Raw genomic sequence first — 8671 nt, forward strand, 5'->3', positions numbered from 1 at the left:
GTTGGGAAACCACTCGTAAAAGTCTAAAATTAAAAACCCGATTTACAAATGTAAATCGGGTTTTCGCTTTGGGTAAATCAATAGCCAAGGTAGTAGGCCAAACCATTGATTTGGGGTCCTTAATTCCAGCCGCCGCCCAAGGCCCGGTACATGTTTACCTGGGCAAGCATCTGGTCTTTCTTGGTCTCCACAAGCTCCATTTTGGATTCCAACGCCTCCCGTTGTGCCAAAAGCACCTCGATGTATTCCACCCTTGCGGATTGGAACAAACGAGTGGAGAGATCAATGGACTCCGTCAGGGCCTGCACTTGACCGTCTTTCAATTCATAGCTCTTCTTCAGATTGTCGATGTTGGACAACTGATTGGCCACTTCGATATAGGCATTCAAAATGGCCTTTTCGTATTCATAAACCGCTTGCAACTGTCTATCCGTAGCATTTAAATACTGCGCCTTGATCGCATTTCTGTTGATCAAAGGTGCCACCATATCCCCCATCACCGAATACAGAACGGATTCTGGTGTGGTGGTCAGGTATTTGGTATCGAATGCCTCTAGACCCAAGCCTGCCTTAATAGTGAACTGAGGGTAAAAACTGGCCTTGGCCGCTTTGGTGTCTAATTTGGCAGCTGCCAATTCCAACTCAGCCTGACGTACATCAGGACGGTTTTGAAGCAATTGGGAAGGAATTCCCACATACAGATGATCAATAGGGGTATCGATAAAGTTGTCCGAAGTCCGATTGATATGCTGTGGCGACCTACCGATCAAGAAATTAAGTCGGTTTTCAACCTCCACAATCTCCTGTTGGATATCGTACTTATGGCTTTGGTTCTTCAATACCTCGGCTTGGAAACGCTGCACGGCCAACTCTGTGGCGCGAGCCGCTTGCTTCTGCAGTTTCACCATTTTGAGGGCGTTCTGCTGGATTTCCAAGTTTTGGTCGATGATGGCCAACTGGTTGTCCAAGGCCATCAGTTCATAGTAGGAATCCGCAATCTCCGCAACCAAGCTGGTGACCATGAAGTTCTTGCCCTCCACACTGGAAAGGTATTCGAACACGGCCGCCTTTTTCTCATTGCGAAGTTTCTTCCACACATCCAGCTCCCAAGTAGCGAATGCCCCTAGGCCGTAATTGGTCAAGGGTTCAGGAAACTCCTCCCCTTCCTTGATCTCAAGGTTCTTTTCTACGGCTCCATTACGGGTATACTCGCCTACTTTTTCTACTTCGGCACCAGCCTGAAAGTTTACAAAAGGCAAATACTCCCCAGTCTTGGCCCGGATTATGTTCTTGGACATATCCACCCGTTGCAACATAATGTTCAACTCCTGGTTCTTGACCAAGGCAGTATCGATCAGCGCAATTAGGTTGGGGTCTTTGAAAAACTCCTTCCACTGCACCAATCCCGTGTTCACGGTATCGGTGGGCTGGTTTTGGTACTGTTCTGGAACCGAGGTGTTCTCGTCCCGTATCTCGCGGGTAGGCACACAAGAATATAGGGCCATTGTTGCGAGAATGCCGATCAAAATTGATTTTCTATTCTTCTTCATTGCTCCCTTTTTTCTTTTTGTTTCCATTTCTTGTGGTCATTTTTTTCAACAGTTTGTTTACCTCGCGCAAACGGGCACGCAGCCTACTTTCGGTATCATTATCCTTGAACAATTCCTCGGAAATAGGTTCGTCATGTTCATCCCTGATAAGTCTTTTCCCTTCCGCCATTTTGGCAAAGATGAAATACAGTCCGGGAATCAACAATACTCCAAAGATGGTACCGATAAGCATCCCTCCAAGGGCAGAACCTCCAATGGTACGGTTACCGATGGCCCCTGCACCTGTGGCTACCACCAATGGTATCAAACCGGCGATAAAGGCAAAAGAGGTCATCAAAATTGGACGGAACCGCTGTTTGGAACCTTCGATGGCCGCCTCTAGGATCGTGGCACCTTCACGGTGCTTCTGCACGGCAAATTCCACGATCAATACCGCGTTTTTACCCAGGAGTCCCACCAGCATGATCATACCAATCTGTGCATACACGTCATTGGACAATCCCATGACCTTCAACAGGAAGAAAGATCCAAAAACCCCAACAGGCAATGAAAGGATTACGGCCAATGGCAAAAGGAAACTTTCATACTGTGCGGCCAATACCAAGTACACGAAAATCAATACCACCATGAAAATGTAGATGGATTCGTTACCGCGTTGGGCCTCATCATAGGATAATCCTTCCCAAGCAATGTCATAACCCCTAGGTAATGTCTTCTCAGCCACATCCTTAATCGCCTTAATGGCATCGCCACTGGTAAATCCAGCTGCCGGAAGACCTCTAATGGCCGCGGAGTTGTACAGGTTGTAACGGGTAATCTCGTTAGGTCCCAGTTTTTTCTCCATGGTCATAAAGGCGGAATAAGGAACCATTTCCCCTTCTTCGTTCTTCACAAACAGTTTTTCAAGGTCTGATGGCAACCCACGATATTCAGGGGCTGCTTGGGTGTACACCTTGAAGAATCGACCAAAGCGGATAAAACCTTGCTCATAGGTACTACCGATAAGGATGTTCAAATTTTCCATGGCTTTTCCGATGGAAACGCCTTTTTGCATGGCCACTTTATTGTTGATCTTTAATTCATATTGAGGATAATTGGCCGCGAAGAAGGTGAACAAACCTGTCAACTCCTTACGCTCGCGCAATGCATCCATAAAGTTATTGTTGACACGCTCGAATTCATGGTAGTCGGTACCGTTGGTCTTATCCAGCAAACGCATGGAGAAACCTCCGGATGAACCAAAGCCAGGAACGGCCGGGGGCTCGAAGTATTCTATGACCGCCCCTAGGTCTTTGGTCTCTTCTTCCAGTTCTTCCATAATCTCATGAACGGAGTGTTCCCTTTGCGACCATGGTTTTAAGTTGATCAAACAAGTACCTGCGTTGGAACCCCTACCTTCGGTCATGATCTCATAACCGGCCAAGGATGAAACGGATTCCACACCTTCGGTCTCTTCACAGATTTTCTGAAGTTTTCTGGCCACTTCATTGGTACGCTCCAAAGTAGCACCAGGAGGTGTCTGGATGATTGCGTAGATCATTCCTTGGTCCTCGTTCGGGATAAATCCGGCTGGCAATACCTGATTGGTAAAAAAGATACCGGCACAGAAGGCCAACAAAAGACCAAATGTCACCACTCTTCGGTTTACGATCTTGTTCAGAACACCGACATACCTTCCCGTAAGTTTTTCAAACTTCCCATTAAACCAATCAATAAAGCGGTTGACAGGTGATTTTCTTCTGGCTTGACCATGGGTATTCTTTAACATCATGGCACAGAGTACCGGGGTCAAGGTAAGGGCCACAATGGCCGAAATCACGATGGACCCTGCCATGGTAATGGAAAACTGTCTGTAGAATACCCCAACCGGTCCTGTCATGAATGAAATGGGGATGAACACCGAGGTCATTACCAAGGTAATGGCGATAATCGCACCACCAATCTCTCCCAATACTTCATAGGATGCCTTGTACGGTGTTAGGTTTTCCTCGTGCATCTTTACGTGGACCGCCTCCACTACCACAATGGCGTTATCTACCACAATACCGATGGCCAATACCAAAGCGAAGAGGGTAATCAGATTGATGGACAGACCAAACATCTGCATCACAAAGAAGGCTCCAATCAAGGAAACGGGTACCGCGATGATTGGAATCAAAGTGGAACGCCAATCCCCCAAGAACAAAAACACCACAATGGCCACCAAGATAAAGGCATCCCGAAGCGTATGTAACACTTGTTCAATGGAGGCATCCAAGAAATTGGAAACGTCATAACTGATCTTGTAATCGATTCCAGGGGGCATTTCGGCCTCCAACTCGTTCAATTTCTCCTTTACGGCCTTGATCACATCACTACCGTTACTTCCAAAGGTCTGTTTCAATACAATGGAAGCGGACGGTTTACCGTCAAGGTTGGAATAAATATCAAAGAACTCACTTCCGAGTTCCACATCGGCCAAATCGCCCAACTTCAAGATTTCTCCTTCCTCATTGGCCTTGATGATAATGTCCTTGTATTGTTCAGGCTCACTATATCGGTCTTGATAAACCAACACATATTCCAGGGATTGGGCTTTTTTACCCGAACTTCTCCCCAAACGGCCTGGTCTTGCCAAAATACTTTGGTCTTCCATGGCCTCTAGTACCTCTTCCGCCGAAACGTTATAGGCTCGCATACGGTCCGGTTTCAACCAAACCCGCATGGCGAACTTACGGCTACCCAAAATCTTGGCACTGGCGATACCGTTGATCCTTTGGATTTCTGGTATCATTTTGGTGTACGCATAGTTGTACAGGAACTTTTCATCATTGTTCTTGGAATCACTGTACAAGTTCACGTACATCAACATACTGGGCTGTACGGGGGTGATGATCACCCCTTCCCTTTGCACCAAATCCGGTAAAAGGGGCATTACCTGGTCTACCCGGGTCTTTACCCGTACCACGGCCTGGTTGGGGTCGGTCCCCGGTTCAAAGATCACGCGAAGGGTTCCCTCACCCGCACTGGTGGCATCGGAAGCGATATAACGCATGCCCTGTACCCCGTTGATGGAGGTTTCCAAAGGAATCAGGGTCGATTTTACCAATACATCGGCACTTGCACCTGGATAGGCAATGAAAATGTTCACTGTTGTAGGGGCAATTTGCGGAAACTGCGATATGGGCAGCTGTTTTATGGCCAGCATCCCTACAAAGACAATGATGACCGAGATCACGATTGCCAATACGGGCCTGTGTATAAACTTTTTAAACATATTGTCTGGAGATTTTGGGATTGTTACTCAGTGTACAATTCTAGATTGGCCAGTATGGCTTCAGGCTTTTCGAATTCGTAATGAATCTTTTCGCCGTTTCTTACCATACGAATGCCTTCCAACAATACTTTGTCATCTTCGGACAATCCCTTTTCCACCACAAAAAGATGGGGGAGTTCGGCTCCAACAACAATTTCTCGCTGTTGCACCTTATCGTCTTTATCAAGTACAAAGACATATTTTTTGTCCAAAACCTCAAAAGTGGCTTTCTGTGGGATCAACATGGCATTTTTCAAGGGTACCGTCATCAAAACACTTCCGGTTTCCCCGTGGCGCAAAATACCATCTGGATTAGGGAACGTAGCCCGGAAGGCAATGTTCCCTGTTTGGTTGTTGAACTCTCCCTCGATGGTCTCCACTATCCCAGGTTGATTGAACTTCTTATTGTTGGCCATCAAAAGCTCCACTTTTTGTTTACTGCCCTTGTTGGCACTGGTGATATAATCCAAGTACTCTGACTCGGGAACATTGAAGTAGACCCACATTTTGCTGTTATCGGACAGGGTGGTCAACAATTCGCCTTCATCCAAAAGGCTACCTTCCCTTGCTTCCAAATGGTCCATAATGCCATCAAATGGGGCACGGATATCGGTAAAGCCCAAGTGGGTCTCCGCTAAGGACACCTCTGCCTTGGCCCTGTCAAATTCTGCTTTGGCCATGGCAAGTTCGTTGGCAGACACTACATTGCCATCGGCCAACAACTGGGTGTTTTTATATTGGATTTCCGCAACCTCTGCCTCAGCTTTGGCCTTTTGAAGATCGGCCTGGTACACGTTGGGCATAATGTAGAACATTTTCTGTCCCTTGGTCACCGATTGTCCCTCATCCACATAAATGTGTTGCAGGTATCCTTTTTCCAAGGCTCTTAGCTCAATATGTCTTATAGAATGGATCAGACATACATAATCCTTGGTGATCGACGTATCCTTTCGAATGGGACTGGAAACGAGGTATTTGGTTTCGTCCTTGTTTTCATGTTTTTTGGATTCGCAACTTGTACTGTAGCAAAGCAATGCGAACAAGCCAATGAAGATGGGAATTCTCCTCATAGTTTTAAATGGTTTAAAATGGTTTTTGAAAATGATTAAGGGAAGTCCTAATCCGTTAACATGGACCTGCCCCTGGTTATTGATGTTTACTCAAAGTGATGTGGGAGAATGGTCGCATCATGACAACGGGCCATTCTGGAAATAAAATTCTAAATCCGGAATACTTGGAACCTGATGTATCGCTTTAGCGGTGTGGAAATCGGACTAGGTGATAGATCACCAAGGTCTGTATCAGGTTTACGGATAAATTGCCCTGATTGTGAGGCATAAAAAAAGGCAGTCAAATAACTGCCATACTCTAAATCCAAATCATGTGAGGCTGCTTCCTCTTCCCTTTCTTCTTGCTCTTCAACTTCGGTTTCGGTACAGTGTTTTTTTTCAGGGCCGTATTGCAGCAATCCTACCGAGTCAATATTTTCAAGATTTTGACCGGCTTCTAGGTAACAGGCATCTTCTTCATCAATATTGTCCTGCGAATCCGCATACAAATTGATGAATCCTCCCAATAAAAGGATGCATAGGGGAAATAAATAGCGCCTGAATGCCTTTTTCATTTGGGCAACAAAACTAGGTCACGCAGACAATTTCAACAAATACTGGTTGTTAATAAAGGTTAAAATTGGCAAGCGTATTTACATTTTTATTGATACGGTTGAAGTTGCCCCATAAAAATTCATTAAGTGTAAAATTACAACGTGGGTTTTAACAAAAATTTATCGTACCATCCATATCATAAAGGATTTTTAAGCAAAAGTGGAATTTTCCCTAAGGTTCATTCGCTCAAATTCCTCGATAAACTACATTTCCAAAAGCGTATCTTCGTCAGAACACAAACCACGTAGCCCTATCAAACCATGAAAAATCCGGTAACCCTATTGCTTTTCCTAGCTGTTTTTTCCTTTTCTTCCTGCATCAAGTCCAAAGACAAAAATGGTAATAAGGAACCCAAAATAGAGGATTTCCATACGGTTACGATCAACGAAGAGTACCAAGTAAGCCTCCCCAAGTTTATGACAAGTACCACAGGGCTCAACGAAGAAGCATCACTTCAATACCAAAATCTTTTTAAGGAAGCCTACACCATCATTATTGATGACCCCAAGCAAGATTTTGTGGATGTTTACAAGGAATTGGATCAATACAACGAGGGCATTACACTGTTGCAAAATTATAGGAAAATCCAACTTCAAGCCTTTACCAGTACCATTCAGGTGAACCATCAATCCGAGGTAAAGCCTTTGATCATACATGGATTGAATGCAGAATCGGTAGAAATCGATGGTCATGTGGAGGGCATCGATGAGGAAATATCCTATTTCCTAACCTTTGTGGAAGGCACGGAAAACATCTATATGATCATGGCCTGGACCCTAAAAAGCAAAAAAGAAGAGCATCAAAAAACCTTTGAAACCATCGTGGAATCATTCCATTTGGTGAACTAAATACCATGGCAAAAACTTTATGGAAGATTGTTTCATTGCCTTGATTTAAAATGCATTTCATCTGATTTATCATCCATTGCATCCAACACCATAACCTTCCTATCAAGTCTTTACTTATTTTTATATGTTTTACAACATAATAGCAACCTCAATCCTATGAAAATAACCCCATACTTCAAGTTTATTTTTTTATGCCTTTTAATTACTTTTTCTGCCTGTAGTCCTGAGGACGGAGCCGATGGTGTAGACGGGACCAACGGGACGAATGGGACCAACGGGACGAATGGAACAGACGGCTCAAATGGATTGAATAGTCTGATCACTACCACCATAGAACAACCTGGCGACAATTGCTTGAATGGGGGCTTTCGAGTAGATGTTGGACTTGATGCCAATGGCAACGGGGAATTGGAGATTGAAGAGATTGAATCCTCCGAGTATCTCTGCAATTCTGATGGTACCGGATACAATTACCAATCTTATGTTTCTTTGATCAGCCAAAGCGAAACAAACAATCCGGTGAGTAATGTATTGGCAAATGAACTTAATTTGACCATTGATTGGGTCAGGGAATCCCAAGGTAAATACTTAGGGACTTTAAACCATAATATCGATATAGGTAAGACCGTAATCTTTTATAGCACTCCAAGCACACATACCGGTGTAAGAGGAGAACTCGTATCCGATAACCAAGTTAGATTGGAACTTCAGAATGGCGTCAACTTTTTTGCAGATAACTTTACCGATCTTTCTTTTGAACTTAGGGAATATGAATAGATAGAAATTTGCATCTGCTTCTTAATGTAAAATACTTAAATCACATTTTTCAAAATATCCTTAATTGACCATGAAAAAGTTTACTCCATTTGTCATTTTGTTCTTATTGGTCTGCACAACGACTTTCGCCCAAAATTCTTTTCCTCCAAACGGAAATGTGGGTATAGGCACATTGTCCCCCCAATACAATCTTGATATTAACGGTACATTAAATGCCACTAATATCTTGGTCAATGGAACACCTCTCAACAATACCAGTTCACCTTGGTCGACATTGGGAAACAATACTTATTATAATCTAGGGAACGTAGGCATCGGGACAAACGCCCCAGGATACGCCCTTGATGTGGCCGGAACCATAAACGCCACCAGCATCCTTGTCAATGGGTCCCCCTTGTCGGCCCCCTCCACTCCTTGGAGCCTGAACGGCAGCAATGCTTTTTACAATTCCGGGAACGTGGGCATCGGGACAAACACCCCAGGATACGCCCTTGATGTGGCCGGAACCATAAACGCCACCAGCATCCTTGTCAATGG

6 protein-coding genes and 1 pseudogene are annotated in these 8671 nt (G+C 44.6%); 3 read left to right on the top strand and 4 right to left on the bottom strand.

Annotated features, from left to right (window positions below; genetic code table 11):
• Positions 1-119: 119 nt before the first annotated feature.
• From D2V05_RS18620 to D2V05_RS18635, 4 genes are all read right to left on the bottom strand, one after another.
• Positions 120-1550: a TolC family protein gene (locus D2V05_RS18620; protein ID WP_119649408.1), complete on the bottom strand. Its 1431-nt coding sequence runs from the start codon at positions 1548-1550 to the stop codon at positions 120-122.
• Positions 1537-4806 (bottom strand): efflux RND transporter permease subunit, encoded by a 3270-nt coding sequence (locus tag D2V05_RS18625; RefSeq protein WP_119649077.1) that lies wholly within the window; start codon positions 4804-4806, stop codon positions 1537-1539. Before D2V05_RS18625 ends, D2V05_RS18620 begins: the two co-directional genes overlap by 14 nt.
• A 23-nt stretch (positions 4807-4829) precedes the next feature.
• Positions 4830-5915, bottom strand: coding sequence for an efflux RND transporter periplasmic adaptor subunit (locus D2V05_RS18630; protein ID WP_119641251.1), 1086 nt, complete (start codon positions 5913-5915; stop codon positions 4830-4832).
• Positions 5916-6064: 149 nt separating this feature from the next.
• The gene (locus D2V05_RS18635) at positions 6065-6469 is read right to left on the bottom strand and encodes a hypothetical protein (protein WP_119649079.1); all 405 of its coding nucleotides are present in this window, start codon (positions 6467-6469) and stop codon (positions 6065-6067) included.
• Positions 6470-6769: 300 nt separating this feature from the next.
• Here D2V05_RS18635 and D2V05_RS18640 point away from each other — a divergent pair, with 300 nt between their 5' ends.
• The 3 genes and pseudogenes from D2V05_RS18640 to D2V05_RS18650 all read left to right on the top strand — a co-directional run.
• Positions 6770-7357 carry a hypothetical protein gene (locus D2V05_RS18640; RefSeq protein ID WP_119649081.1) on the top strand — a complete coding sequence of 196 codons (588 nt, stop codon included), beginning with the start codon at positions 6770-6772 and terminating at the stop codon, positions 7355-7357.
• Between the two features lie 156 nt (positions 7358-7513).
• Positions 7514-8134, top strand: coding sequence for a DUF7151 family protein (locus tag D2V05_RS18645; protein WP_119649083.1), 621 nt, complete (start codon positions 7514-7516; stop codon positions 8132-8134).
• A 70-nt stretch (positions 8135-8204) separates the two neighbouring features.
• Positions 8205-8671: pseudogene (locus tag D2V05_RS18650) on the top strand (hypothetical protein); the annotation flags it as partial.

The organism is Flagellimonas pelagia (assembly GCF_003584135.1).
In the GTDB taxonomy this organism is placed as follows: domain Bacteria; phylum Bacteroidota; class Bacteroidia; order Flavobacteriales; family Flavobacteriaceae; genus Flagellimonas; species Flagellimonas pelagia.